Here is a 26,396-nt window from a genome sequence, read left to right on the forward strand (position 1 = left end):
ACGGGCGGATGAGCCTCGAAGCGCTCCTGTTCCAGGCCCTCAACGGGCTTGCCCAGGCCTCGACGCTGTTCCTGGTCGCGGCGGGGCTCTCGCTGGTCTTCGGCGTCACCCGCATCGTCAATTTGGCCCACGGCTCGTTCTACATGCTCGGCCTCTACGGGGCGTGGACGCTGGCCACGACGGTGGGCGGGACGGTCGGCTTCTGGGGCGGGCTCGTCATCGCCACCCTCGGGGTCGGGCTGCTGGGTGCCGCGATCGAGGTGAGCGTGCTGCGCCGCCTCTACCGGGCGCCCGAGCTGTTCCAGCTCTTGTCGACGTTCGCCGTCCTCCTCGTCCTCAACGATCTCGCCCTCTGGCTCTGGGGGCCGGAGGATCTGCTCGGCCCCCGGGCGCCGGGGCTGAGCGGCGCCGTCACCATCCTCGACCGGCGCTTTCCGAGCTACGACATCTTCCTCATCTGCGTCGGGCCGGTCGTGCTGGCGATCCTGCATCTGGTGGTGACCCGCAGCCGCTTCGGCCGGCTGATCCGGGCCGCCACCGAGGACCGCGAGATGGTCGGCGCCCTCGGCGTCAACCAGGCGCTTCTGTTTACCGCCGTGTTCGCGCTGGCGGCCGCGCTGGCCGGGCTTGGCGGCGCGCTGCAGCTGCCGCGGCAGCCGGCGACGCTGACCCTCGATCTCGACGTGATCGCCACCGCCTTCGTGGTCACCGTGGTCGGCGGCATGGGCTCGCTGCCGGGCGCCTTCCTGGCGGCGATCCTGATCGCCGAGATCAAGGCGTTGTGCATCGGGCTGGGACAGCTCACGGTGTTCGGGCTGACGGTCAACGCCTCCAAATTCACCCTCGTCGCCGAGTTCGTGTTCATGGCCGTGGTGCTGGTGATCCGGCCCTACGGTCTGCTGGGGCGACCGCCGGCGCAGGTGCGGGACGGCGGCGCGCCGGAGGCGCCGCTGCGCCCGAGCGCGTGGCAGATGAAGGCGGCGGCTGTCCTGGCCGTTGGCCTGCTGGCGGCGTTGCCGGTGGCCACCGCCGGCTCTCCCTACACGCTGGTCATCGCCACCGACATCCTGATCGCGGTGCTGTTCGCCGCCAGCCTGCATTTCATCATGGGGCCGGCCGGGCTGCATTCATTCGGCCACGCGGCCTATTTCGGGCTCGGCGCCTATGCGGCGGCGATCGCCGTGACGCGGATCGGTCTGCCGATGGGCCCCGCGATGCTGCTGGCGCCGATCGCCGGCGGGCTCGGCGCCGCACTGTTCGGCTGGTTCTGCGTGCGGCTCTCCGGCGTCTATCTGGCCATGCTGACGCTGGCCTTCGCCCAGATCGTCTGGTCGATCCTCTACCAGTGGGAAGGCGTCACCGGCGGCTCCAACGGCATCTTCGGCGCCTGGCCTTCGGCGCCGTTCGACAGCCGCGCCGGCTTCTACCTGCTGGCACTGGCGGTCACGGTTGGGGGTGTCCTGGCGCTCCGCGTCCTGCTGTTCTCGCCATTCGGCTACGCCATGCGGGCGGGCCGCGATTCGGCGCTCCGGGCGGAGGCGATCGGCATCGGCGTGTTCCGGGTGCACTGGCTGGCGTTCATCGTCGCCGGGGCGGCCGCCGGTCTGGCCGGCGCGCTGTTCGCGTTCGCCAAGGGCTCGGTGTCCCCGGACATCGCCTCGATCGGCAAGTCGGTCGATGGTCTCGCGATGGTGCTGCTGGGCGGCGTCCAGTCGCTGCTGGGGCCGATCGTCGGGGCGACGGTCTTCACCTGGCTCTCCGACACGGTGGCGCGCACCACCGACTACTGGCGGGCGGCGCTGGGCGGCATCATCCTGCTGATCGTGCTCGTCCAGCCGGGCGGCATCATGGGCGGCGTCGGCGCGCTCGGCCGGCTGGCGCGGAGGGCGGCGCGATGACCGTTCTGGAGGTGCGCGCCCTGACGAAGCGCTTCGGCGGCGTGGCCGCGGTCGACGGCGTCGGCTTCCACGTCGGGCGCGGCGAGGTGGTCGCGATGATCGGCCCGAACGGCGCCGGCAAGTCGACCTGCTTCAACCTCATCAACGGGCAGCTCGCCCCCGATCGCGGCGACGTCCTCTACGAGGGTGCTTCGGTGGTCGGTCTCGGGCCGCGCCGGCTGTTCCGGATGGGGATTTCCCGCACCTTCCAGATCGCCGCCGTGTTCCCGACCATGACCGTGGTCGAGAACGTCCAGATGGCGCTGCTGTCGGCGCGCGGCGAGATCTTCCGCTTCCTGCGCGGCGTGCCGGTGCGCGAGCGCGCGCCCGCGCTGGCGCTGCTGGACCGGGTGGGGCTGGTCGAGCTGGCGGATGAAGCCGCGCGAAGCCTGGCCTACGGCGACGTGAAGCGGCTCGAGCTCGCCGTGGCGCTCGCCAACCGGCCGCGGCTGCTCTTGATGGACGAGCCGACCGCAGGTATGGCGCCAAAGGAGCGCGCCGATCTCGTGGCCCTGACCCGCCGGATCGTCGACGAGGAGGGCGCCTCGGTGCTGTTCACCGAACATTCGATGGACGTGGTGTTCGCCTTCGCCGACCGGATCCTGGTGCTCGCCGGCGGCCGTCTGATCGCCGACGGCGCGCCCGAGGCCGTGCGCGCCGATCCGGCCGTGCAGGCGCAGTATCTCGGCACACCGGTGGCGACCGGCGCCGGGGCGGCGCCATGAGCGAGGCACGCGGGACGGACGACCCGGTGCTGGCGGTCTCCGGGCTGTCGGCGTGGTACGGCGCGGCGCGCATCCTGTTCGACGTCGACCTTCAGGTCGGGCGCGGCGAGGTGGTCGCCCTGATGGGGCGCAACGGCGCCGGCAAGTCGACCACCCTGAAGGCGATCATGGGGCTGGTGGAGCGCACCGCCGGCGATGTCCGCTTCTTCGGAACGCCGATCCGGGGGCAGTCGGCCTACCGGATCGCCCGCCAGGGCATCGGCTACGTGCCGGAAGACCGCCGCATCTTCACCGGCCTGACGCTGGAGGAGAACCTCGACGTCGGCCGGCATCCGCCGCGCGCCTGGCCGGACGGCACGCCCGCCCCGCGCTGGACGCCGGAGCGCCTGTTCGAGCTCTTTCCCAACCTCGGCCGCATGCCGGGCCGTCCCGGCGGCCAGATGTCCGGCGGCGAACAGCAGATGCTGTCGGTCGCCCGCACGCTGATGGGCAACCCGCTGCTGCTGCTGCTCGACGAACCGTCGGAAGGTGTGGCGCCGATGATCGTGCGGGAGATGGCCCGCACCGTCCGGGACATGAAGGCGCAGGGGCTGTCGATCCTTTTGTCGGAGCAGAACCTCGCCTTCGCTTCGGAGGTCGCCGACCGGGTCTACGTGCTGGAAAAGGGCAGCGTCCAGGTCACCGGCACCATGGCGGAGCTCGCCGCCGATGCCGACGCGCAGGCGCGCTACCTGGGCGTCTGAACCGGGACGGCGCCGTCAGCCGAGGCCGCGCAGGATCGCCCGTATGCGGGACGGCGTGACGGGCAGCCGCGTCACCGCGCCGGGCATGCCGAGCGCGTCGTCGATGGCGGCGGCGATGGCCGCGCCCGCGCCACCGGTGCCGAGCTCGCCGACGCCCTTGATGCCGAGCGGCGTCAGCGGCGAGGGTGCGTCGTCGGTGATCAGGAACTCGATATCCGGGATCCGGTCCGCGGTGGGCAGCGCGTAGTCGGTGAGCGTGACCGACAGCGGTTCGCCTGTCGTGGAAAACAGGAACTCCTCCGACAGCGCGCCGCCGATCCCCTGGGCGGCCCCGCCGCCCAGCTGCCCTTCGATGAGCTTCGGGTTCACCGGATTGCCGACGTCGGCCGCCACCATGTAGCGCTCGACGGTGACGGCGCCGGTGGCTTCCTCCACGCGGACCACCGCGACGTGCAGGGCGTAGGGAAACGTCGGGCGGTCGAGGGAGACCCACGCCTCGGCCGAGAGGCCGGCGCTGTCGGTGGAATGGGGCACGTCGAGCATCGGCGCGCGGTCCGGGCGGAGCGCGTGCGCCACGGCGCCGAGCGGCAGTCCGGGCGCGCCCGCGTGCTCGATGGCGCGGACCTCGCCGTCCTCCAGCATCAGCCGGTCGGCCGACACGCCGATCATTGCGGCGGCGGCGGCCAGCACCTTCTCGCGCACCTTTTCCGCCGCCTGCTGGGCCGCCGTGCCGGTCATCACGGTGGTGCGGGATCCGTGCGCGCCCTGTCCGAAGCCGATGGCGTCGGTGCGGCCGTGCACGACCCGCACGTCGGTGTAGGGAATGGCGAGGATGTCGGAGACGATCTGCGCCACCGCGGTCTCCACGCCCTGGCCGAGGTCGGCGGCGCCGGTGATCACCTCCACCGCGCCGGTCTCGTCGACGGTGATACGTGCGCCGTCGCCGCTGCCGCCGCCGGCCCGGTCGACCAGAAACGCCATGCCCAGCCCGACCCGTTCGCCCTTCGACCGGCGCGTCGCGATGCGCTTGCGCAGGCGTGCGAGGCCGACCGTCTCGGCCGCGCGCTGGAGAAGCTTCGGATAGTCGCCGGAATCGTAGACGACCGGCTGGCCGGCGAGGGAGACACCCGGTGCGATGGGCATGTCCTGTCGCGTCAGGAAGTTGCGCCGGCGGACCTCGGCCGGATCGAGGCCGAGCCGGTCGGCGACCGCGTCCACCAGCCGCTCGCGCACGAAGGTGCTCTCGTAGCGCCCGCCCGCCCGGTAGGTGCCGGCCGGGGTCTTGTGGGTCAGCCGCACGTCGCCGACGGCGCGAAACGCGTCGAGCCGGTAGGGGCCGGGCAGCATCGCGGCGGTCAGCTGCGCCGTCAGCAGCCCGTCGGGGCGCAGATAGGCCCCCTGGTCGAGCATGAAGGTGACGTCCATGGCGACCAGCCGGCCGTCGTCCTGGGCGGCGACGCGGGCGATGTGGCGCTGGCCGCGGGCGTGGGCGGCGGCGATCATGTGCTCGCTGCGGTCCTCGATCCAGGCGACCGGCCGGCCGAGGCGCAGCGCCGCCAGGCAGACGAGGACGTCTTCCGGCCCGATTTCGCCGCGCACGCCGAACCCGCCGCCGACGTGGCTCTCGATCAGCGCCACGCGCGATGCCGGGCGGCCGATCTGGGCGGCCAGCATGTCGCGGTCGATGTGGGGGAAGCGGGCGGCGCCGAACACGTCGAGCATGTCGCGGGCGCCGTCCCAGCGGGCGACGAGACCGCGCGGCTCCAGCGGAACGGCCGAATGGCGGCCGATCTCCAGCTCCAGCTCGACCACCAGGTCGGCGGCGGCGAAGGCCGCGTCCACGTCGCCGAAGCGCTGCTCGACCACGGCGGCGGTGGCGCGGTCGCTGCTGCCGCCGAAGGTGCTGGTGGCGGGATCGACCGAGGCATCGAGCAGGTCGGCGCGGAAATCGACCCGGTCGGCGGCGTCCTCGGCGAGCGCCGCGTCCTCGGCGAACACCACGGCCACGGGCTCGCCGACATAGCGCACCACGTCGCTCGCCAGGATCGGCTGGCGGTACGGCGCCAGCGCGTCGCTCCCGTCGCGGCGGTAGCCGATCGGCGGCAGGTCGCCGAGATCGGCCCAGCTCCATGCCGCCACGACGCCCGGCAGCGCCAGCGCCTCCGACACGTCGACGCTGGTGATGCGGGCGTGCGGGAAGGGCGACCGCACCACCCGCATCGACAGCTGGTCGCCCATGTCGATGGCGCCGACGAACCAGCCGCGGCCGGCGACCAGCGGGCTTGCTTCGAGGCGGGGGAGGGAGCGCCCGAGGTGCCGCATCAGGTCGACCGCCGGCCGGTCTTGGCGGCCTTGCGCACCGCGCGGCGGATGGGGCCGTAGCCGGTGCAGCGGCAGAGGTTGGCGGACACGACGGCGTCCAGTGCCTCGTCCTCCATGAACGGGTCGTGTTCCAGCGCCGCGGTGGCGAGCATCAGGAAGCCGGGCGTGCAGTAACCGCACTGGACGGCGTCCTCGTCGATGAAGGCCTGCTGCAGCGCGCTGAGCTTGCCGTCCTTTGCCAGCCCCTCGACGGTGCGCACCTCGGCGCCGTCGAGCTGGGCGGCGAACATCAGGCAGGCGCGCACCGGCTCGCCGTCGACGATGACGGTGCAGGTGCCGCAGACGCCCTGGTCGCAGCCGACGGTGGTGCCGGTCAGGCGCAGATCGAGGCGCAGCATGTCGGCCACCGTGCGGCGGGGCTCGATCGTCACGGCGGTATCGGAGCCGTTGAGGCGGAAGCGGACGGTCCGGGGCGCGGTCATCGGGTCGATCCCTGCAGCGCGCGGAGCACCATCTCGCCCACCAGCTCCCGGCGGTGGAGGGCGTCGACCACCGGATCGTCGATGGGCTCCACGACTTCGGCGGCAAGTGCTGCCGCCTGTTCGAAGCGCACCTTGCTCGGGGCCGCGCCCTCGAGCGCCGCCTCGACCTCGGTCAGCCGGCGCGGGACCCCCTCGACGCCGCCGACGGCCACGCGAACGCGGGTCATCCGGCCGCCCTTGAGCTCGTGCAGGGTGAGCGCGAGCACGGTGGCGAAATCGCCGGTGCGGCGGGTGAATTCGGCAAAGCCCCAGCGCGCGGTCGCGGGCAGGGCGGGGATGGTCACCGCCGTCAGCATCTCGTCCTCGCGCGCGGCGGTCATCTGCATGCTCTGGAAGAACTCCGCGGCCGGCACCGAGCGCGGGCCGTCGGCGGCGCTCTCCAGCGTCAGGTTGGCTTCCAGCGCCAGCACCGCGAGACACCATTCCGATGCCGGGTCGCCGAAGGCGACGCTGCCGCAGAAGGTGCCGCGGCTGCGCACCGGCCAGGTTCCGATGTGCTCGGCAAGGTGGGCGAGGAGCTCGCTGAGCGGCGCGCGCGAGGTGGAGCGGCGCAGGTCCTCGTGGCGGACCAGCGGGCCGATTTCCAGCCGGTTATCTTCCTCCGACAACCGGGGTGCGTCGGCAAGGCGGTTGATGTCGACGATCACGCCGGGCTGCGCGAGGCGGAACGCCATCGCCGGCACGAGGCTCTGGCCGCCGGCAAGGATGCGCGCGTCACCGCCAGCCTGCGAGAGAATCCCGAGTGCCTCGTCGATCGTCCTGGGAGCGTGGTAGTCGAAGGCAGCCGGCTTCAATGGCAACCGTATCCGGTCAGAGGCGGTCATCGCTCACCGGAACCGTGCGAATCGCACGGCCGCGGCGCGCCTCCGATTGTGGCGCTGCGGGCCGGCATGGCAATGCGCAAACCGCCCCGGCGCCGACGCACCGGCGCTTTCGCCGCCGTGGTGCGGCAAATCAGGGCGAAGCGGCTGTTCCGCGATCAGGAATCGGCGGGCATCTTCAGGAGGGCGGACGCTTCGACGACCAGCGGGTCGAGCTCCGCAGCGCCGCCGCGCACCATGTCGAGAAGGCCGCGCCGCATCCGCGGATCCCAGAATTTCTGGATGTGATCCGCGATCCCCGCCACCGCCTCGTCGTGGCCGTAGGCGGAGAAATAGTCGGCCATCTGGTTGGCCATGCGGGTGAGCTCCGCCGTCTCCATCGAATGCCTCTTGGTTCTTGCCGAATGTTGCAGCCGGTGCGTCGTTTGCCTCAGACCTCAGTCGATCAGCACCACGGCGCCGTCGGGACCGGCTGCCGCAAGCTTGATGCCGGCCTGACGGGCGCAGTCGAGGGCGAGGGTGGTCGGTGCCGACACCGAGGCCACCAGCGGCGCGCCGGCGACGGCCGCCTTCAGCACCATCTCGAAGCTGGCCCGGCTCGACAGCACGATGAAGCCGTCGACGGGCAGTCCGCCGGAACGGGCGAGCGACCCGATCAGCTTGTCGAGCGCGTTGTGGCGGCCGACGTCCTCGCGCGCGGCGCGGATGGTGCCGTCGGGGCCGGCGAGCGCGGCGGCGTGCACCGAGTGGTTCACCCGGTTGAGCGGCTGGTGCTGAGAAAGCTGTGCAAAAGCCGTAGCGATTGCCTCGGGCCGGACCGGCGGCCGGGCCGGAACCGGCTTCGGCGCCCGCACCGCGTCGCCGAGCGCGGTGACGCCGCAGACGCCGCAGCCGGAGCGGCCGGCGAGGCCGCGCCCGCGCTCGATGCCGCCGGCAAGGGCCGCCTCGGCGATCGTCAGGTTGGCGACCAGGCCATCCGCCTCCCGGGACAGATCCACGGCCTCGATGGCGCCAGCGTCGTCGACGATGGCCTCGGTGAGCGCGAAGCCGACCGCGAAGTCCTGAAGGTCCGACGGGGTCACCATCATCACCGCGTGGGGCGCACCGTTGATCCGGATCTCCAGCGGGATCTCCTCGGCGAGCGCCCACACGCCCTCGGTGGCGGCCGCATCCGGTCGCCAGACGCGGGTCCGCACCCGCGGCGCCGGTGCCGAGCCGCCGGGCGCGGCGGCGAGAGGACGCGCCGGATCCGCCATGGTCACTCCGCCGCTTCGATCACGGTGCGTTCCGACCGCTGGCGGTCGTACTCGCGCTGCCAGTCGGACGGCTGGTTGGAGAGCGTCACCTGCACGGCCGTCACCTTGTATTCCGGGCAGTTGGTGGCCCAGTCGGAGTTCTCCGTGGTGACCACGTTGGCGCCGCTCACCGGGTGATGGAAGGTGGTGTAGACCACGCCCTGGGGCATCCGCTCGGTGATCCGCGCCCGGAGCGTCGTGGCGCCCTTGCGCGACGCCAACGACACCATCCCGCCGTCCTCGATGCCGCGTACGTCGGCGTCGTGGGGATGGAGCTCCAGCACGTCCTCCGGATGCCAGATCGAGTTCTCCGTGCGGCGCGTCTGGGCGCCGACGTTGTACTGGGACAGGATGCGCCCGGTGGTCAGGATCAGCGGGAAGAAGCGGTTCGTCCGCTCGTCGGTCGGCACGAACTTGGTCAGCGAGAACTGGCCCTTGCCGCGCGAGAACCCGCCCACGTGCATGGTCGGCGTGCCGTCGGGGGCGGCGTCGTTGCAGGGCCACTGCAGCGAACCCAGGCGGTCGAGCTTGTCGAACGAGACGCCCGCGAAGGTCGGCGTCATGGCGGCGATCTCGTCCATGATCTCCGCGCCGGAGGCGTAGCTCATGGGATAGCCCATGGCGTCGGCGAGCCGGCAGATGACCTCCCATTCCTGCAGGCCGGTCTTCGAGGCCATCACCGGCCGCACGCGGTTGATGCGGCGCTCGGCGTTGGTGAAGGTGCCGTCCTTCTCCAGGAACGAGGTGCCGGGCAGGAACACGTGGGCGTAGGAGGCGGTCTCGTTCAGGAACAGGTCCTGCACGACGACGCATTCCATCGCCTCCAGGCCGGCGGTGACGTGCTGGGTGTCCGGATCGGACTGGGCGATGTCCTCGCCCTGGACGAGCAGCCCCATGAAGGTGCCGTCGACGGCGGCGGACAGCATGTTGGGAATGCGCAGGCCCGGCTCGTCGTCGAGCGGCACGCCCCAGCGCTCCTCGAACAGTTCACGGACCGCGGTCTCGCCCACGTGCCGGTAGCCAGGGAACTCGTGCGGGAACGAGCCCATGTCGCAGGAGCCCTGGACGTTGTTCTGGCCGCGCAGCGGGTTCACGCCGACGCCTTCGCGCCCGAGGTTGCCCGTCGCCATGGCGAGGTTCGCCATGGCCATCACCATGGTCGAGCCCTGGCTGTGCTCGGTGACGCCGAGGCCGTAGTAGATCGCGCCGTTGCCGCCGGTGGCGAACAGCCGGGCCGCGGCGCGGATCTCGCCGGCCGGCACGCCTGTCTTCTCCGACATCGCTTCCGGGCTGTTTTCGGGCTGTGAGATGAAATCCTCCCAGCGGGCGAAGGAAACCGGGTCGCAGCGCTCTTCCACGAAGGCGCGATCGACGAGGCCCTCGGTGACGATCACGTGGCCGAGCGCGTTCATGATGGCGACGTTGGTGCCCGGCTGCAGCTGCAGATGGTGCGCCGCCCTGATGTGGGGCGAGCGGACCAGATCGATCCGGCGCGGATCGACGACGATCAGCTTCGCGCCCTCGCGCAGCCGCTTCTTCATGCGCGAGGCGAACACCGGGTGCCCGTCGGTCGGGTTCGCCCCGATGAGAAGAACGACGTCGGTCTTTTCCACCGACTTGAAGTCCTGAGTGCCGGCGGAGGTGCCGAACGCCGTCTTCAGGCCGTAGCCGGTCGGCGAGTGGCAGACGCGGGCGCAGGTGTCGACGTTGTTGTTGTGGAAGGCCGCGCGCACCAGCTTCTGGACGACGTAGACCTCCTCGTTGGTGCAGCGCGAGGAGGTGACGGCGCCGATGGAGCCGCGGCCGTATTTCGCCTGGATCGCCTTAAAGCGGTCGGTGGCGAAGCCGATCGCCTCGTCCCATGACACCGGGCGCCACGGATCCTGGATCGTGTCGCGGATCATCGGCGTGGTGATGCGGTCTTTGTGGGTGGCGTATCCGAAGGCGAAGCGGCCCTTGACGCAGGAGTGGCCCTCGTTGGCGCCGCCGTCCTTGTAGGGGACCATGCGGACCACTTCCTCGCCCTTCAGTTCCGCCTTGAAGGAGCAGCCGACGCCGCAATAGGCGCAGGTGGTGAGCACGGTGCGGTTCGGCACGCCGTGGTCGACGACCGACTTCTCCTGCAGCGTCGCCGTCGGGCAGGCCTGGACGCAGGCGCCGCACGACACGCACTCCGACGACAGGAAGTCGTCAAAGCCTGAGCCGGCCGACACCTTCGAATCGAAGCCGCGTCCCTCGATGGTCAGCGCGAAGGTGCCCTGGACCTCCTCGCAGGCGCGCACGCAGCGCGAGCAGACGATGCACTTCGACGGGTCGAACTGGAAATACGGGTTGGAGACGTCCTTCGGCTGGTCGAGGTGGTTCTCGCCGGCGTAGCCGTAGCGCACCTCGCGCAGGCCGACGTCGCCGGCCATGTCCTGCAGCTCGCAGTCGCCGTTGGCCGAGCAGGTGAGGCAGTCGAGCGGATGGTCGGAGATGTAGAGCTCCATCACGCCCTTGCGCAGCGCCTCCAGGCGCGGCGTCTGGGTCTTCACCACCATGCCGTCGGCGACAGGGGTCGTGCACGAAGCCGGGGTGCCGCGCCGGCCCTCGATCTCCACCAGGCACAGGCGGCAGGAGCCGAACGGCTCGACGCTGTCGGTGGCGCAGAGCTTGGGGATCGACAGCCCGGCCTCGATCGCCGCGCGCATCACCGAGGTGCCCTCCGGCACGGTGATCTCGTGGCTGTCGACCCGGAGCGTCACCGTCGCCGGCGCCGTCTTCTCCGGCGTGCCGTAGTTCAGTTCCTTCAGGAGTGTCATCGGGTCCTCCCGTTTCCTGTGCCCGCCGGGGTCATTCGGCTGCGACCTGCGCGGCGGCCCGGTCGAAGTCCTCCGGGAAATACTTGAGCGCGCTCATCACCGGCATCGGCGTCAGCCCGCCCATGGCGCAGAGCGAGGCGTCGGTCATCAGCGTGCAGAGGTCCTCGACGATGGCGACGTTGGCGGCGACGTTCTGGCCGGCCATGATCTTCTCCACCGTCTCGCGGCCGCGCACCGCGCCGACCCGGCAGGGCGTGCACTTGCCGCAGGACTCGATCGCGCAGAACTCGAAGGCGAAGCGCGCCTGGGCGGCCATGTCGACGGTCTCGTCAAACACCACCAGCCCGCCGTGGCCGACCATGAAGCCGGCTTCAGCGAACGCCTCGTAGTCCATCGGCAGGTCCATCCGGTCGGCCGGCACATAGGCGCCCAGCGGGCCGCCGACCTGCACCGCGCGCACCGGCCGGCCGGTCAGCGTGCCGCCGCCGAAATCCTCGACGAGCTCGCGCAGCGTCACGCCGAACGCCAGCTCGACCAGACCGCCGCGGGCGATGTTGCCGGCGAGCTGGAACGGCATGGTGCCGCGCGACTTGCCGACGCCGAACGCCTCGTAGCGGTCCGCGCCGTCGGCGAGGATGGAGGGGACGGCGGCGAAGGTGAGCACGTTGTTGACGACCGTGGGCTTGCCGAACAGGCCGGCGATCGCCGGGATCGGCGGCTTGGCGCGCACGATGCCGCGCTTGCCCTCGAGGCTGTCGAGCATCGCCGACTCCTCGCCGCAGATGTAGGCGCCGGCGCCGACGCGCACATGCAGCCGGAAGCGGCGCCCCGAGCCGAGGATGTCGTCGCCGAGCGCGCCGTCCGCCTCGCAGGCGGCGATCGCGGTGCGCATGGCGGCGATGGCGTCGGGATATTCGGAGCGGATGTAGACGTAGCCGGTGTCGGCGCCGACGGCGATGCCGGCGATCGTCATGCCCTCGATAAGCAGGAACGGGTCGCCTTCCATCAGGATGCGGTCGGCGAAGGTGCCGGAATCGCCTTCGTCGGCGTTGCAGCAGATGTACTTCTCGGCCGCCTCGATGCCGGCGACGGTGCGCCACTTGATGCCGGTCGGGAAGCCGGCTCCGCCGCGCCCGCGCAGGCCGGAGGCCAGCACCGCCTCGACGATGTCGCCGGCGGGCATGGCAAGGGCGGCCTGGAGCCCCTTGAAGCCGCGGTGGGCGCGGTAGTCGGCCACGTCGGCCGGGTCGATCACGCCGCAGCGCGCGAACGTCACCCGCTCCTGGCGGGCGAAATAGGGCAGGTCCTCGATCGGCCCGAGGTGCAGGGGGTGACCGTCCGCATGGGGGAAGCCGGCCTCGAACAGCGATTCGACGTCCTCCGGCGTCACCGGGCCATAGGCGATGCGCCCGGCGTCCGTCTCCACCTCGACCAGCGGCTCCATGAACAGCAGGCCGCGGGTGCCGGTCCGCCTGAGAACGATGGCGACACCCCGCGCAGCCGCCGCTTCGGCGATCCGCGCGGCGACGTCATCTGCGCCGACGGAGCGGGCGGCGGCGTCTTTCGGGACGGTGACGACGATGGAATTGCTCATGGCCTCACTCCGCCGGCTGGGCGGTCGCCGCGTCGGCGCGGGCCGCCGCGATCAGCCCGTCGACCCGGTCGCGCGTCAGCCGCGCCAGGAGCTTGCCGTCGACCAGCGCCGCAGGCCCGAGTGCGCAGTTGCCGAGGCAATAGACCGGCTCGACGGTCAGCGCACCGTCGGCGGTGGTGCCGCCCGGCTCAATGCCGAGCGTCACGCAAGCGTGATCGAAGAGCGCCTCGGCACCGACGGACTGGCACGCCTCCGCCCGGCACAGCTTCAGGACGTGGCGCCCCGGCGGGGCGGTGTGGAAGTCGTGATAGAAGCTGATCACCCCGTGGACTTCGGCGCGCGACAGGTTGAGCGCGGAGGCGAGCACCGGTGCCGCCTGGGCCGGCACGTGGCCGAAGTGCGCCTGCACGGCATGCAGGATTTCGATCAGCGCATCCGCCCGGTTGCCGTGCGTATCGCAGAGAACCGCAAGTTCCGTGGAAGTCTCGTCGGTTGGAATACTGGCGCCGGCCCTGCCACCGACAGGGCTTCGCCCGTTCGCCGAGCCCACCATACGTTTCCTCCGACCCACAATCAGGTGGGGGTGCTCGTTTTCGCCATTCGAATTCGCTTGGCACGCGACCCCATTCTACGCCCAAGGTTCCTGATTGTCTGGAAAAGTTCCAATCGATTGTGCGGATCGGATCATAGGGTATGCCTATTGAACGACGGCGGCCGGCGGTCCGGCGACGGCGCGCCGTTGCCGCCCGGAGAGGCGCTGCGGCGAGGCTGCCGAGGCGCTGCCCGATAGATGGATTGGAAGGTCTTTTCGTGCACTATCCATATCGAACCGTCTTGGAGAATCGTCCGCCCCATGCTCGCTGATCTGGGATATGCGCTTGCTCAGGCAGCCGTTTACTACAGCATCATGCTGGCGATGTTCCATTACCGTAAGTGGATCGGTATTGGCACTTTCTTCTGTGCGTTGTGTGCGCTGACGTTTGCCGAGAACTATCTGGCGATCACCGTGTTCGTCGGCCTGGGACCGGTGGTCTACACGCCCGGTTCCGTCGTCCTCTTCACCGGAAAGCTGCTGCTGCTGCTGCTGGTCTACATCCGCGAGGACGCGCAGGTGGTGCGGCAGCCGATCTACGGCCTGCTCATCGGCAACTTCGTCATCATCGCGGTGGTGCTGCTGGTCAGCTATCAGACCCGGATCGGAACGTCGGCCGCCGGCTTCGCGATCGACATGGTCGCGGAATCGACTTGGCTGTCCGTCTGGGGAACGGTGCTTCTGTTCGTCGATTCCGTGGTGCTGATCCTGCTGTACGAGCGCCTCTGCCGCGTCCGGTGGCTGCCCCTCTTCGGGCGCCTCTGGGTCAGCGCCGTCGTCGTGCTCGCCTTCGATCAGCTGGCCTTCTTCACCGCGCTGCATGCCTTCTTCGGCGTCCCGTTCTCGGCGGGGGCGGGCGGCTTCTTCGGCAAGGTGGTGGCATCGGGGGTCTACAGCTTCGTGCTGTGGGCCTATCTGCGCTACCTCGAGGGCCATCTCGACGCGTCGGATCACCAGAACCGGCTTCGGGACGTCTTCGGCGTCCTCACCTACCGGCAGCGATTCGAGGAAATGCGCGAGACGGCGCGCCTGGACGCGCTGACCGGGGCGGAAAACCGGCGGTCGCTGTTCGAAGGCGGAGCGGCGCTGATCCAGAAGTCGGTCGGACGCGGCGAGCCCGTCAGCCTCTTCATGATCGACATCGACGGCTTCAAGAAGATCAACGACGCACACGGGCATTCCGCCGGCGATCTGGTCCTCAATGACTTCGTCGCATTGATGCACGAGACCGTCCGCGACACCGATCCGATCTATCGCTATGGCGGCGACGAATTCGTCATCATCGCTCCGGCAGCCGACCGGACGCCCGCCGGTGTGCTGGCGCGTGCGATCCGCGATGCCGCCGAAAGGCTTGAGTTCAAGCACGGCGGCCAGGGTCTCTCCATCAGCGTCGGCGTCGCCACGGGCCCGGCCGACGGCACCACGCTGGGCGAGCTGGTGGAGGCGGCCGACCGGTCGATGTATGCGACCCGGCACGGCCGGCCCTCCGAGCGGGCCGACTGAGGCTTTCCTCCCCCGTACCGGCCGCAGCCAGCTCGGGCACGCCCGCTCCGGCTGGGGTGTGAAATCAACGGCACGTCTAGGTTGATTGGCAGTGGCAATGACGAGATAGAAAATTTCTATTTTGCGGACAGCAAAGCTCGGCGTTCGATAGCGCCGATCGCCGTCCCGCAAGAATTGGCCCTGATTCCCCTCAATAGCAAATTCTCGAAGATTGCACGCGCGCCTTTCGGTGCGGCCGGCGGTAGGCGGAAGAAAGAAAAACACTCCTGTGGGCAGCCTCTTGGCTGACGCCGGGGGTGACAGGGAGGATGTATCTACATGGCTATACCTCGATTTCTCCTCAAAGAGTCGATCGTCGCGCCGGAGGGTTTCAGCCGCTGGTGGGTCCCGCCGGCGTCCATCGCCATCCACCTGTGTATTGGGTCGGTGTACGCCTGGAGCATCTTCAACCCGGCGCTCATTCGCGAATTCGGCGTGGTGACCCCGGCGCCTGGCGATTGGTCGCTGAGCTCCGTCGTCTGGATCTTCTCGGTGGCGATCGTGTTTCTGGGCCTGTGCGCGGCGCTTGCCGGCAAGTGGCTGGAGAAGGTCGGTCCGCGCTGCGTGGGCGTCACCGCGGCGTTCTGCTGGGGAGGCGGCTTCGTGGTCGGCTCGCTGGGGATCGTCACCCACCAGCTGTGGCTCGTCTATCTCGGCTACGGGGTGATCGGCGGCTGCGGCCTCGGCCTCGGCTACGTCTCGCCGGTGTCGACGCTGATCCGCTGGTTTCCCGACCGGCGCGGCATGGCGACCGGCATGGCGATCATGGGCTTCGGTGGCGGCGCGATGATCGGCGCTCCGCTGATCGACTGGCTCCTCCACCTCTATTACGTCGCGCCGACCTATCTCGGGCCGATCGCCGACGTCGACCTGACCACCCAGGCGGGCGCCCAGTTCGCGACCGTCGCCGGCAACCTCCAGGAGGTCGTCGTGGTCACCGCGGCGGAAGTGCCGCGGATGATCGTGCCGGGCCCGGAGGGGGTCTACGTCGTCGGCACCGGCAACACCGGCGCAGCGATGACGTTCCTGACGCTGGGCATCGGCTACTTCGTGGTGATGATCATCGCGTCGTTCATCTACCGCGTGCCGCGTGCCGGCTGGCAGCCGGCCGGCTGGACGCCGCCGAGCGAGGAGGAGAGCGGCCGGCGGATGATCACCTCCGGCAACGTCCACATCGACCAGGCACTGAAGACCCCGCAGTTCTGGCTGCTGTGGATCATGCTCTGCTTCAACGTGACCGCCGGCATCGGCGTGATCGGCGTTGCCAAGACCATGATGACGGAGATCTTCGGGACGACGCTTCCCGGGCTCGTCGACGGGGCCTTCGCGGCCACGTACGTGCTGATGATCTCGGTGTTCAACATGGTCGGCCGCTTCTTCTGGGCGAGCACCTCCGACTTCATCGGCCGCAAGAACACCTATCACTGCTTCTTCGTGCTCGGGACGATCCTCTATCTGTCGATCCCGTTCACGGCGCAGGCGGTGAGCGCCAGCCCGGCGGTCATCTGGCTGGTGGTCTTCTATGCCGCCACGATGATCATCTTCACCATGTACGGCGGCGGGTTCGCCACCATCCCGGCCTATCTGGCCGACGTGTTCGGGACGATGTTCGTCGGCGGCATCCACGGGCGGCTGCTCACCGCCTGGAGCACCGCCGGCGTCCTCGGTCCGTTCGCGATCACCTATCTCCGGCAGATGTCGATCGGCAACGCGATCGACGACCTCGCCGCGAAGGTCGATCCACAGGCCTTCCAGCAGAAGTTCGGTGCGGGCCTCGACCAGCTCGACCAGCTCGTCGCGGCGAACACGGTGACCGTCGGCCGGCTCATGGAAATCGCGCCAGCGGGTACCGTCGATCCGACCCCGAGCCTCTACAACACGACCATGTACTGCATGGCCGCGCTGCTGGTGATCGCCTTCTTCGCCAACGTGGCGCTGAGGCCGGTGAAGCCGCACCACTTCATGGAGACGGAGCCCGAACGCGAGCAGGAGCGTTACGAGGCCGACGCCGCGGTCGTCGGACGGCGGGCACCGGCCGAATAGGCACACGGCCCAGCTCGTCGACCGCAGCTGCCACGGCGCCCGGGGAGATCGCGGGCGCCGTGTTTCGTGGGGGTGTCGGCCGTGCCGACGTCCCGATCGGATCGAGAAAAGGCGGCCTGGCCGATGGCTCAGGCGACCGCGAAGTGTCCGGCGCTGTAGTCTTCCGCCTTCAGAGCCGCCCGATAGACGGCATCGACCAGCGGCGAGAGCGGGTCGCGGTCGGGAACCACCAGGCCGACGGCGTGGTCGACGTGGGGCTCTTCGAGGGCGATGGCGGTGATGCCGTCCAGCCGGCCGAACGCCTCCAGCGACAGTTCCGGCAGCACGGCGGCCATCTGGCCGTCGCGCACGTGGGTGACCAGCGCGATGATGGAGTTGGTCTCGATCCTGGCGATCGGGGTCACGCCGGCCTCCACGAAGGCGGCGTTGACGATGCGGCGGTTCTGCATGTCCGGCGTCAGCAGGGCCAGCGGGTAGGCCGCCGCCTCGGCCCAGGTGACGACCTTGCGGCCGGCAAGCGGATGGTCGAGGGGCGTGATGAGGCGGAACCGCTCCCGGTAGAGGGTCGCCATGCGCACCTGGGCGATCGGCTCGTTGTCGAGATAGGTGATGCCGGCATCGAGCTGGAAGTTGTCGAGGCCCTGGCGGATTTCCTGGGACGACATCGACAGGATGGTGAACACGATGCCGGGAAATTCCTCCCCGATCTGCCGGGTCAGCAGCACCACGCGGGGCAGGGCGGAGGGAATCACCCCGATGGTCACCTGGCCGCTGAGGTGGCCCTTCATGCGGCCGAGGTCCTGCTGCATCGCCTCCCAGTCCTCGAGGATCGACGTCGCCCGCTTGACGATCTGCTCGCCTTCCGGCGTCAGGCCGTGAAACCGGTGGCCCCGCTTGACGATCGGAATGCCGAACTCTTCCTCCAGCTGGCGGATCCGGCCGGACAGCGTGGGCTGGGTCACGCCGCAGACCGCGGCTGCGCGGGTGAAGTGCTTCTCGCGGGCCAGCACGACCAGATAATTCAGTTGCCGGATATCCAAGGCCAGTCCTTCTTCCGTTCCTCCCAGACGGCCGTTGCCGCTCTGAACCAGCGCCGGGTTACGGCTTGCGTTCCCGATTGTCGAACCGTCTTATGGCAGGATCGCGGAAATGGCCGTTATAATCTACCCTTGCGCTTGGCTCGGGATGATGCACGCAAAGGTTTTCTCGGTCGCCCGAGACCCGGTCGCCTGCCTCAGCCGGTTGTCATGCGGGAGAAGATGCCGTCGCGCCGCACCAGGCCGTGAAAGAGCGCGGCCCCGATGTGGAGGGCCACCACGGCGATCATCGTGAAGCCGACCAGGACGTGCACCGTGGAAAGCCGCTCGAACAAGGCTTCGTTCTTGGCGATGACCGGCGGCAGCTCGACGATCCAGAAGAACGTCACGGAGCCGCCGTAGGCGGATTTCGTCACGTAGCCGAGCAGCGGGTTGACGACCAGAATGGCGTAGAGCAGCGCGTGGTTGGCCTCTGCCGCGAAACGCTGCCAGCCCGGCATGTCGTCGGGATATCCCGGCGACGGCCGGGTCAGGCGGAGGGCGATGCGCCAGAGCGCCAGCGGCAGCACGCAGACGCCCAGCGACCAGTGGAGAACGTAGAGGCCGTTCATCCAGGCGCCCGGCGGCACGTTATTCATGGCGATGGCGGCGGCCAACAGCAGGATCACGGCAACGGCGGTGATCCAGTGGAGGCACCGCTGCAGCACCGTGTAGCCCGCCGCCGGAAGCTGCCCATCCAACATGCCGTCGCGCCCCATCCAGCCCCCGGGTTGGCGTGGCGCGATCGCCGACGTCAGCCCGGGCATTCCCCTTTGCGCCGCCGAGACGGCACGCACCGCTTCCGAAGATCGTGTGCCTATTTGTCGTCGGCCGCAACCTGATCCAGCAGGTGGCCGGCGCGATGGGCCTTGGTCTCCAAATAGCGCCGGTTTTCCGCGTTCACGGGCGCGAGCACGGGGATCCGGCCGCCCACCTCCAGCCCGGCTTCCCTCAACGCGTCGATCTTGGTCGGGTTGTTGGTCAGCAGCACGATCTTCCGCCAGCCCAGCTCGGTGATCATCCGGCCGGCCGCCGCATAGTCGCGCTCGTCCTCGTGGTAGCCGAGGGCGGTGTTGGCATCGACGGTGTCGAGGCCGAGATCCTGCAGATTGTAGGCCCGGAGCTTGTTGGCGAGGCCGAGGCCGCGTCCCTCCTGGTCGAGGTAGATGACGCATCCGCCGCCGAGCTGGTCGATCCGCTCGATGGCCAGACGCAGCTGGTCGCCGCAGTCGCAGCGCCTCGATCCGAAGATGTCGCCGGTCGCGCAGGCGGAATGCACCCGCACGCGCAGCGGCTGCTTCGGGTCGGGATTTCCGACCACGACGGCGACGGCGGTGCCGCCCATCATGTCGCGGAAGACGACGAAGCGGCTGGGAATGTCGCCGCGCAGCGGCACCGGAGCCTCGGCCACCACCTGCAGGGTCCGCGCCACCTGGGCCCGGTAGTCGCGCGCGAGGTCGGCGTTGACCCGGCACACGCCCTCGTGGGCTCCCTCCCGCGCGGTCGCCCAGATGAGCGCCGGCAGGATCTCGGCGCATTTGGCGATCTCGAGCGCCGCGCCGCCCGCCATTCCGGCCTCGACCGTCGTATGGCCGACGCGGACCTCGTAGCCCGCCGCGAGCGTCAGCAGGTCTGCGGGAGAGCTGTCGGCCGCGATCGACACCAGCGTCGCCGGATAGGCGGTGAGCCCGATCGCCGCGGCGCGACGCTCGGTGATCAGAAGCGACGCCTCGCCATCGGCAAACCGGGTGCGGAAGAGATCGAGCTTTTCCTGATCCAGCCCGTCGATCGCCAGAACCGCGACCGTCGGCCCGTCGCCCTCGATGAGCAGCGGGCGGCCGGCGCGCAGCTCCGAGCAGGCGCGGTGGATCTCGACCAGCGCGGGGTTTCCGAACGAGGCGGCACTGGCGTCGGTCACGGGCATCGTCTTCACATCATCATCGCGGTCCTCGGCGGCGGACGAGGCGAGGGACGGATGGCCGAGGCGCTGATGCTGTGTCAATACGGTGCTCCTTTGGACTTCCGGACTGAGGCCGCAGGCGACATGCAACTGTCGAGGACATCGTGACGATCGGACAAGCAACGGGCGGCGAGCCGGACGACCAGTGGCGGGCCATGCTGTGCGCCGCCCGCGACGGCGGGCCGATCCCGCCCGCCTGGGACCTGCTTTATGGACCCATCATCAACGCCAGTCACGGAAAGTCGTTTCTTGTCGCGCAGTTGGGGCAGTCTCTCGATGGCCGGATCGCCACCTCGACGGGGCGATCCCGTTACATAAACGGCCGGGATTGTCTCGTTCACCTTCACAGACTGCGCGCCCTTGTCGATATCGTGATCGTCGGTGTCGGCACCGTGATTGCGGACGATCCGCAACTCACCGTCCGGCTTGTCGAAGGTCGAAGTCCCGTGTGCGCCGTCGTCGATCCGAACGGCCGGATGCCGGCGGGCACACGCCTTTTGTCAGATACGCAGAAATGCGTCGTCCTGATCACTCGCGAAACCACAAAAGTTGACCTGCCCGACCACGTACAGGTGGTTCGCCTCCCGGCGGATGCAAATGGACGGCTGGATCCGGTGCGTATCCGCACCGCCCTGTGGGAGGCCGGATACCGCCGCATGCTGCTGGAGGGCGGCGCCACCACGGTGTCATCGTTCCTGGATGCTGACTGCGTCGACCGGCTTCATCTCCTGGTCGCTCCGATGATCATCGGCGCCGGTCCCGCCGGCATCAGCCTGCCGGAGACCGACCGGCTCGAAGACGTGCGCAGGCCCGTGACGACTGTGCACGTGCTGGGGCCGGAGGTCGTCTTCGACTGCGATTTTCGCAGCTAGCGGTCCCCACCTCGATCGAGGCGGTCAGGCCGGAAGGGATGCCCCCAGGGGTTGCGATCGGAGCCGTGTGTCGACCAGATGAGCGCAGCCGCTCGGAAGGGCCTGTGCGGCCGGGCGCGGCCGACGGGCGGCGTCAGGGGCGGGCCAGCAGGTCCATGTGGCCGACGCGGATGGTCAGCTCGCCGGCCTCGATGGCGGCGAGCCGGGCGGTCTGCCATTCGTCGATGTCGGCGGGCGATACCAGGCCGATATCCCGGACGGCCTCGATCCAGCCGCTGACCAGCGCCGCCTGCAGCGGCTGCTCATCGGGTTCCAGCACCCAGTCGGAGCGGCCGTTGTCGATGCTGAAGCCGGCCTCGCGGAGAAGGTCCAGCGCCACCCGCGGCGCATCGGGGCCGAGCGCGGGCCCGAACCCCTTGTCCAGGTGCTGGTGCTGGTTGACCGCGTGGACGATCGCCGCATCCAGCGGATCGGCGGGCGACATGACCACCGTGCCGTCGTAGGTGAGCGCCGCGTAGATCGGCAGCTGCCGTTCAGCCAGCACGTTCACCAGCCGCCGCATCCAGGCGTCCGACACCAGGTCGAGGAGGGCGGAGCAGGTGACCAGGTCGACCGGCGTCTCCAGGGTTGCGTCGAGATCGGCGTCGATATCGAGAAACCGCGTCTCGACCTGGGCCTCGGGCAGCGTCTTCGCGGCCTTCTTGAGAAGCTTCTTGTCCGCGTCGACGAGGCGCCAGAACGTGCCTTCGGGCAGGTGGGAATCGAGGGCGCGCACGCTCGCCCCCGTGCCGGCGCCGAGATCGACGATGGCCGGCGCGCGCCGGCCCACGAACATCGTCGCCAGCTGGCCGACGAGGACGCGATTGCGGGCCCGGGCGTCGGCGGGTTCGCGCAGGCGGAGCCAGTCGCTCGAAAAACTCATGGTGTCAGGTCCTCGATCACCCGGTTGATCGTCCCGGCGCAGGTGCGCCATGTCGGCAAACTGCGCGCCGCCGTTTCCGCGCCGTGGCGAAGCCGGTCCCGCAGGCCCCGGTCCGCCAGCACGCGCCGCAGCGCTTCTGCCAGCGCGGCGGCATCGCCCGCCGCCACCTTCAGCCCGGCCGTCTCCGGCACCGTCTCGGCGAGCGCGCCAGCGTCGGTCGAGACGATCGGCAGACCGTAGGCCAGCGCTTCGGTCGCGACCATCCCGTAGCCTTCATAGCGTGACGCAATGACGAACACATGCGCCGATCGGTAGGCCTCGGCCAGGGCCTCCGCGTCGACCCGGCCGCGCAACCGCACCCGGCCGGCAAGGCCTTCCGCCTCGATCGCGCGGGCGAGGCCTGCCGCGGTCGGCGGGTCGCGGTCGGGATCGCCGACGATCTCGGCCGTCCAGTCGAGCATCCGCAGGCCGGCGAGCGCCTCGACGAGCACGTCGTAGCCCTTGCGCGGCACCAGCGCGCCGACGGCGAGAAGGACCGGGGCCTGTGCCTCGTGCCGCACGAACGGGGCAGGCCGGTCGACCCCCGGCTCGGCAACCGTGATGCGGGCCTCCGGCACGGCGAACTCGGCCGCGACGGTGCGTGCGGTCGCGCAGCTGGTGACCACGACATGGTGGGCGGCTGCAAGCGCGCGCCGTTCGCTGTCCAGGAGGTTATGGCGGCGCCCCGCGTCGAGCCCGGTCTCCAGCCCCAGCGGATGGTGGACGAGTGCGATGACCGGCACGCGCCGGGCGAGTTCGGCCGCCTCGGCGGGCAGGATGCCGAGCGCCAGGCCGTCGATGAGGGTCGGGGTGCCATCGGGGATCGCGCCGAGCGCGCGGCGGACGTGGCCTGCATCGATGGCGGCGGGATCGGGAAAGCCGTCGCCGAGCCCGGTGACGCAGACGTTGCGACCCATGTCGCGGAGTTCCGCGATGACGCGCCTGTCGTAGGCGTAGCCGCCGGTGGCGGTCGCCAGGTCTCCGGGTATCGCGAAGGCGATCCCGGTCATGCGTGGATCGGTGCCTCGTACCAGGCCCGCGCGACGTGGGATTCGGAGATCGTCACGCGGATGGCGGAGAGTTCCTGGGCCGGCCGTCCCAGGCCGCCGGCGAGGACGGCGTCCTTCATGCGGTCGAAGATGTGGCGGGTGAGGAATTCGGTGGTGGTGTTGAGGCCCTCGAACTCCGGCACCTCGTCGAGATTCTTGTAGGTGAGGGGCGCCAGCGTCTCCTTCAGCGCCTCCAGTGCGCGGCCGATGTCCACGACGATGCCGTTCGCATCGAGGCGCTCGGCCAGGAACGCCACGTCGACGACGAAGGTGGCGCCGTGCAGCGCCTGCGCCGGGCCGAACACGTCGCCCTTGAACGAATGGGCGATCATGATGTGGTCGCGAACTTCGACGGCGTGCATGGGAGGATCCTTCAGGACGCTGGGTAGTGGACGACCGGACAGCGGAACCCGCCGCCGATGGCCAGGATGCCGGGAAGCTGCGCCGGCAGGTCGGCGAAGTCGATGGGCGTGTCGAGCAACTCGTCGAGCACCGGGTCGCAGAGCAGCCCGAGCGCCTTGGCGAGCCGTCGCGCATGGCTCCAGCGCACGCGCCGCGCCGGCGACACGGCGCCCACCTGGCTCGACTGGATGGTCAGCCGCCGGCTGTGGAAGGCGCCGCCCAGCGAGGCGAGAACCGGCTTGGTGCCGTACCACGACAGCTCCACCAGCGTCGCCTCCATCCCGCACAGCCGCACCGCCGTGTCGAAGCCGGTGCCCGACGCGCTGGTGTGGAAGACGACGTCGCGGTCGCCTTCGGCGTCGCGCGGCAGCGCAAATGAGGCGCCGAAGCGCTCGGCGATCGCGTGGCGGTCGGGATCGGCATCGAGCACGGTGACCTCCGTCCCCGGGGTCCTGACGGCCAGCCGCGCGACGAGCAGCCCGAGCACGCCGCCGCCGACCACCGTCACCCGGTCGCCGGGGCCGACGCCTGAGTCCCACACGGCGTTGAGCGCGGTTTCCATGTTGGCAGCGAGCACCGCGCGGTCGGTCGGCAGGTCGTCGGGAAGCGGGATGACGGCGTTGGCCGGCACGTCGAAGACGGTCTGGTGCGGATGAAGCGCGAAGACGCGGCGGCCGCGAAGATCGTCCGGGCCCGCCTCGACCAGCCCGACGGCGGCATAGCCGTATTTCACCGGGCCGGGAAAATCGCCTTCCTGAAAGGGCGCCCGCATGCGGTCGTACTCGCTCTCCGGCACGTCGCCCAGAAGGACGAGGCGCTCGGTGCCACGGCTGACGCCGCTGGCGAGGGTGCGGACGCGCACGGCGCCGGCCTGTGGCGCGGCGAGGTGCTGCGCGCGGATCTCGGCCTGTGCGGATCCGGTGTACCAGAGGGCCTTCGAGGGGGTGGGCGTGTCCGCGGTCATTCTGTCCGATCGATCAACGGGGGCATCGGCTGCGCGATGCCTAACCCAGAGCGCGGCCGGGGTCGAGCGCCGGCAACGCCGCACGCGAACTCGGAAAGCGCCGACATCGCAGGAAGTTGATGGACATTGACGAGAGTCCGTCTTCATTTAGCGCGAAAAGGGGCCTGATATGCCGCGCCTTGCGCCGGGCTCCTCCGGTCTGCATCACGCCTCCCCTGGCTCCGTCTCCCGTTGTTCCGCCGATTTCGTCGAGGCCGTTGAATGAGTGTTTCGCCCGCGACCGCGCCGCGTTGCCGCCAGATCGAGGTGAGCCGGTCGATCCGGATGCGCAGGTGGGCGATGGCCGCTGCGGTGACGCTGACCGTTGCGCTGCTGCTCGTCCTGATGGTGGTGACGCTGTCCCCCGCGGGGATCGTCGCCGCCGACATTGTCATGATCGCCCTGTTCGCGGTGACGCTGCCGTACACGGCGGTGGGTTTCTGGAACGCCACCATCGGGCTCGTGCTGATGCGCTTCGCGAAGGACCCGATGGCGCTCGCCTGTCCGGCCGTCGCCGCCGACGATCCGGCGATGCCGATCACCGACAAGACCGCGCTCCTCGTCTGCATCCGCAACGAAGACGTCGATCTGGTGGTCCGCAACCTCGACGCCACCCTCGCCGGTCTGGTCGACAGCGGCACCGCCGACCGCTTCGACGTCTACGTGCTGAGCGATTCAAGCTGGCTCGACATCATCACCGCCGAGGAGCGGGCGATCGCCGACCTGGCCTCCCGCTACGGCGAGAAGATCTCCGTAACCTACCGCCGCAGAACGGAAAACACCGCCTACAAGTCGGGCAATATCCGCGATTTCTGCGACCGGTGGGGCGCCGGCTACGCCTATGCCGTCGTGCTCGATGCCGACAGCTACATGTCGACCGCGGCGCTGCACCGGCTCGTGCGCGTGATGCAGGCGAACCCCGGCATCGGCATCCTGCAGAGCCTCGTGGTCGGGCTTCCGACCACCAGCTTCTTCGCCCGGCTGTTCCAGTTCGGGATGCGGCTCGGCATGCGCTCGCACACCCTGGGTGCCGCCTGGTGGCAGGCCGACTGCGGTCCGTACTGGGGCCACAACGCGATCCTGCGGCTCGCGCCTTTCATCGAAGACTGCCACATGCCGGTGCTTCCCGGCCGTCCGCCGCTCGGCGGCTGGATCCTCAGCCACGACCAGGTGGAGGCGGCGTTCATGCGCCGCGCCGGCTACGAGGTGCGGGTGATCCCGGAGGAGTTCGGCAGCTTCGAGGAGAACCCGCCGACGCTGCCGGAGTTCGTCCGCCGCGATCTGCGCTGGTGCCAGGGTAACATGCAGTACGGGCCGCTGATCGGCCTGCCGGGGCTGGCCTTCCTCAGCCGCGTCCAGCTGGTGCTGGCGATGCTGATGTTCCTCGGCTCGGCCGCCTGGATCGGCCTGATGGTCGTAACCGCGCTGCGGGTGACGCTGGCAGCGGAGCCCGTCCAGATCTTCCGGCCGGACACGGGTGTGGCGCTGTTCGTGACCATCATGGCGATGGTGTTCGCGCCCAAGGCGGCGTCCGTCCTCGACGTGCTGTCGCGGAGCTCGGCGCGGCGGTCGTTCGGCGGAACCTGGCGGTTCCTCGTCAGCCTCGTCGGCGAGGTGGTGTTCTTCATGCTGCTCGCCCCGGTGGCTGCCCTGTCGCACACGCTGTTCCTGGCGGGACTTCCGTTCGGCGCGACGATCGGCTGGAACTCGCAGCGGCGAAGCGGCCACGAGGTGTCGTTCGCCCGCGCGCTGCACCGCTTCTGGCCGCAGACGCTCGTCGGCATCGCCGGGGTGGCGGCCTTCGCCGCTGTCTCCGCGACGGCGCTCTATGCGTCGCTGCCGATCGTCGCCGGGCTGACGCTGGCGGTGCCGATCGCGGTGCTCACGGCGGCCGCCGCGCCCGGCAGGCTGGCGCTGAGGCTCGGCCTGTGGCGCATTCCCGAAGAGACGCTCCGCCCCGCGGCACTCACCCCGCTGCGCCTCGATGCGCTCGCCCCGCATCCCGCCGAACCGGCCGGAAAGCTGCCGGTGGCAGCCTATTCCGAGGCGGCGAACGGCTGACGGCCTTTGCCCGCGAGGCCGGGCAGGTCCTGTGCGCCGTCGCGCCGCCCTGGCG

22 protein-coding genes are annotated in these 26,396 nt (G+C 70.0%); 7 read left to right on the plus strand and 15 right to left on the minus strand.

Annotation, left to right across the window (positions count from 1 at the left end):
• The first annotated feature begins 8 nt into the window (after positions 1–8).
• From ACSSVZ_RS08505 to ACSSVZ_RS08515, 3 genes are read left to right on the plus strand one after another with little or no spacing between them, the layout of a single operon-like run.
• Positions 9–1,898 (plus strand): ABC transporter permease, encoded by a 1,890-nt coding sequence (locus ACSSVZ_RS08505; protein WP_453969374.1) that lies wholly within the window; start codon positions 9–11, stop codon positions 1,896–1,898.
• Positions 1,895–2,662 carry an ABC transporter ATP-binding protein gene (locus tag ACSSVZ_RS08510; RefSeq protein WP_453969375.1) on the plus strand — a complete coding sequence of 256 codons (768 nt, stop codon included), beginning with the start codon at positions 1,895–1,897 and terminating at the stop codon, positions 2,660–2,662. Before ACSSVZ_RS08505 ends, ACSSVZ_RS08510 begins: the two co-directional genes overlap by 4 nt.
• Positions 2,659–3,405 carry an ABC transporter ATP-binding protein gene (locus ACSSVZ_RS08515; RefSeq protein ID WP_453969376.1) on the plus strand — a complete coding sequence of 249 codons (747 nt, stop codon included), beginning with the start codon at positions 2,659–2,661 and terminating at the stop codon, positions 3,403–3,405. The genes ACSSVZ_RS08510 and ACSSVZ_RS08515 overlap by 4 nt, the downstream gene beginning before the upstream one ends.
• 15 nt (positions 3,406–3,420) lie before the next feature.
• On the opposite strand, the gene ACSSVZ_RS08520 is transcribed toward ACSSVZ_RS08515, so the two are convergent.
• From ACSSVZ_RS08520 to ACSSVZ_RS08555, 8 genes are all read right to left on the minus strand, one after another.
• Positions 3,421–5,727 carry a xanthine dehydrogenase family protein molybdopterin-binding subunit gene (locus ACSSVZ_RS08520; protein WP_453969377.1) on the minus strand — a complete coding sequence of 769 codons (2,307 nt, stop codon included), beginning with the start codon at positions 5,725–5,727 and terminating at the stop codon, positions 3,421–3,423.
• Positions 5,727–6,209: a (2Fe-2S)-binding protein gene (locus ACSSVZ_RS08525; RefSeq protein WP_453969378.1), complete on the minus strand. Its 483-nt coding sequence runs from the start codon at positions 6,207–6,209 to the stop codon at positions 5,727–5,729. Before ACSSVZ_RS08525 ends, ACSSVZ_RS08520 begins: the two co-directional genes overlap by 1 nt.
• Positions 6,206–7,063 carry an FAD binding domain-containing protein gene (locus ACSSVZ_RS08530; protein WP_453969379.1) on the minus strand — a complete coding sequence of 286 codons (858 nt, stop codon included), beginning with the start codon at positions 7,061–7,063 and terminating at the stop codon, positions 6,206–6,208. The genes ACSSVZ_RS08525 and ACSSVZ_RS08530 overlap by 4 nt, the downstream gene beginning before the upstream one ends.
• Before the next feature lie 185 nt (positions 7,064–7,248).
• Positions 7,249–7,470, minus strand: coding sequence for a formate dehydrogenase subunit delta (locus ACSSVZ_RS08535; RefSeq protein ID WP_453969380.1), 222 nt, complete (start codon positions 7,468–7,470; stop codon positions 7,249–7,251).
• Positions 7,471–7,527: 57 nt separating this feature from the next.
• On the minus strand, positions 7,528–8,346 hold the full coding sequence (gene fdhD / locus ACSSVZ_RS08540) for a formate dehydrogenase accessory sulfurtransferase FdhD (protein ID WP_453969381.1): 819 nt from the start codon (positions 8,344–8,346) through the stop codon (positions 7,528–7,530).
• Positions 8,347–8,348: 2 nt separating this feature from the next.
• Positions 8,349–11,186 (minus strand): formate dehydrogenase subunit alpha, encoded by a 2,838-nt coding sequence (gene fdhF, locus ACSSVZ_RS08545; RefSeq protein ID WP_453969382.1) that lies wholly within the window; start codon positions 11,184–11,186, stop codon positions 8,349–8,351.
• Positions 11,187–11,217: 31 nt separating this feature from the next.
• Positions 11,218–12,780: a formate dehydrogenase beta subunit gene (locus ACSSVZ_RS08550; RefSeq protein WP_453969383.1), complete on the minus strand. Its 1,563-nt coding sequence runs from the start codon at positions 12,778–12,780 to the stop codon at positions 11,218–11,220.
• A 4-nt stretch (positions 12,781–12,784) separates the two neighbouring features.
• Positions 12,785–13,333, minus strand: coding sequence for a formate dehydrogenase subunit gamma (locus ACSSVZ_RS08555; protein WP_453969384.1), 549 nt, complete (start codon positions 13,331–13,333; stop codon positions 12,785–12,787).
• 300 nt (positions 13,334–13,633) lie between these two features.
• Between ACSSVZ_RS08555 and ACSSVZ_RS08560 the strand changes: the two genes are divergently transcribed.
• Positions 13,634–14,875 (plus strand): GGDEF domain-containing protein, encoded by a 1,242-nt coding sequence (locus ACSSVZ_RS08560; RefSeq protein ID WP_453969385.1) that lies wholly within the window; start codon positions 13,634–13,636, stop codon positions 14,873–14,875.
• Between the two features lie 318 nt (positions 14,876–15,193).
• A complete protein-coding gene (locus ACSSVZ_RS08565; protein WP_453969386.1) occupies positions 15,194–16,957 on the plus strand; it encodes an OFA family MFS transporter in 1,764 nt (587 codons plus the stop codon).
• A 128-nt stretch (positions 16,958–17,085) separates the two neighbouring features.
• Here ACSSVZ_RS08565 and ACSSVZ_RS08570 read toward each other — a convergent pair whose 3' ends face one another.
• From ACSSVZ_RS08570 to ribA, 3 genes are all read right to left on the minus strand, one after another.
• Entirely contained in the window at positions 17,086–17,997 is a 912-nt protein-coding gene (locus ACSSVZ_RS08570) for a LysR family transcriptional regulator (RefSeq protein WP_453969387.1), read from the minus strand.
• Between the two features lie 194 nt (positions 17,998–18,191).
• The gene (locus ACSSVZ_RS08575) at positions 18,192–18,737 is read right to left on the minus strand and encodes a cytochrome b (RefSeq protein ID WP_453969389.1); all 546 of its coding nucleotides are present in this window, start codon (positions 18,735–18,737) and stop codon (positions 18,192–18,194) included.
• 113 nt (positions 18,738–18,850) lie between these two features.
• Entirely contained in the window at positions 18,851–20,035 is a 1,185-nt protein-coding gene (gene ribA, locus ACSSVZ_RS08580) for a GTP cyclohydrolase II RibA (protein ID WP_453969390.1), read from the minus strand.
• A gap of 62 nt (positions 20,036–20,097) precedes the next feature.
• On the opposite strand from ribA, the gene ACSSVZ_RS08585 reads away from it, so the two are divergent.
• Positions 20,098–20,865 (plus strand): RibD family protein, encoded by a 768-nt coding sequence (locus ACSSVZ_RS08585; protein ID WP_453969391.1) that lies wholly within the window; start codon positions 20,098–20,100, stop codon positions 20,863–20,865.
• 133 nt (positions 20,866–20,998) lie between these two features.
• Here ACSSVZ_RS08585 and ACSSVZ_RS08590 read toward each other — a convergent pair whose 3' ends face one another.
• Genes ACSSVZ_RS08590 through ACSSVZ_RS08605 form a run of 4 tightly spaced genes read right to left on the minus strand, consistent with a single transcriptional unit; the run spans position 20,999 to position 24,241 of the window.
• Positions 20,999–21,787: a methyltransferase domain-containing protein gene (locus tag ACSSVZ_RS08590; protein WP_453969392.1), complete on the minus strand. Its 789-nt coding sequence runs from the start codon at positions 21,785–21,787 to the stop codon at positions 20,999–21,001.
• Positions 21,784–22,836 (minus strand): glycosyltransferase family 4 protein, encoded by a 1,053-nt coding sequence (locus ACSSVZ_RS08595; RefSeq protein WP_453969394.1) that lies wholly within the window; start codon positions 22,834–22,836, stop codon positions 21,784–21,786. Before ACSSVZ_RS08595 ends, ACSSVZ_RS08590 begins: the two co-directional genes overlap by 4 nt.
• Complete coding sequence (locus ACSSVZ_RS08600) at positions 22,833–23,237, minus strand: 6-pyruvoyl trahydropterin synthase family protein (protein ID WP_453969396.1); 405 nt, start codon at positions 23,235–23,237, stop codon at positions 22,833–22,835. Before ACSSVZ_RS08600 ends, ACSSVZ_RS08595 begins: the two co-directional genes overlap by 4 nt.
• An 11-nt stretch (positions 23,238–23,248) precedes the next feature.
• Positions 23,249–24,241 (minus strand): zinc-dependent alcohol dehydrogenase, encoded by a 993-nt coding sequence (locus ACSSVZ_RS08605; protein WP_453969398.1) that lies wholly within the window; start codon positions 24,239–24,241, stop codon positions 23,249–23,251.
• Positions 24,242–24,502: 261 nt separating this feature from the next.
• On the opposite strand from ACSSVZ_RS08605, the gene mdoH reads away from it, so the two are divergent.
• Positions 24,503–26,341 (plus strand): glucans biosynthesis glucosyltransferase MdoH, encoded by a 1,839-nt coding sequence (mdoH, locus tag ACSSVZ_RS08610; RefSeq protein WP_453969399.1) that lies wholly within the window; start codon positions 24,503–24,505, stop codon positions 26,339–26,341.
• Positions 26,342–26,396 lie beyond the last annotated feature (55 nt).

The sequence above is a fragment of the Amorphus sp. MBR-141 genome (assembly GCF_053628695.1).